The 351-nt window shown below is 67.0% G+C and carries 1 protein-coding gene; it reads left to right on the forward strand.

Annotated features, from left to right (window positions below):
• Positions 1-351 (forward strand): DUF6531 domain-containing protein (locus GSM73_RS26650; RefSeq protein WP_256676638.1); only part of this gene is annotated, 351 nt, incomplete at both ends.

Below are 351 nucleotides of genomic sequence, written 5' to 3' on the forward strand. Positions count from 1 at the left end.
CTGCCGTGCATGCTGGTGGGCGGCGCGGCGTCGATGGCGGTCAGCAGCGCGATGGGCGCCGCGGCCAACGCTACTATGGGTTCGTCGAACCCGGTGCATGCCGCCACCGGGGCCAAAGTTCTGGGCGATGTCGAGGAGATGGACTTCGTCCTGCCCGGCATCTTGCCAATCGACTGGCAACGCTTCTACAACAGCCGCGACGAGCGCCGCGAAGGTATGTTCGGTGCGGGCTGGAGCGTGGCCTATGAGGTGCGCGTCGAGATCCTGCCTCACCCCGAGGGCGGTGAAACGCTGGTCTACACCGATGAACAGGGCCGGCGCATCGACATGGGCTCCATCCCTCTGGGCGGC

Origin of the sequence: Pseudomonas sp. PICF6, assembly GCF_009831705.1 — a bacterium.
Lineage (GTDB): Bacteria > Pseudomonadota > Gammaproteobacteria > Pseudomonadales > Pseudomonadaceae > Aquipseudomonas > Aquipseudomonas rhizophila.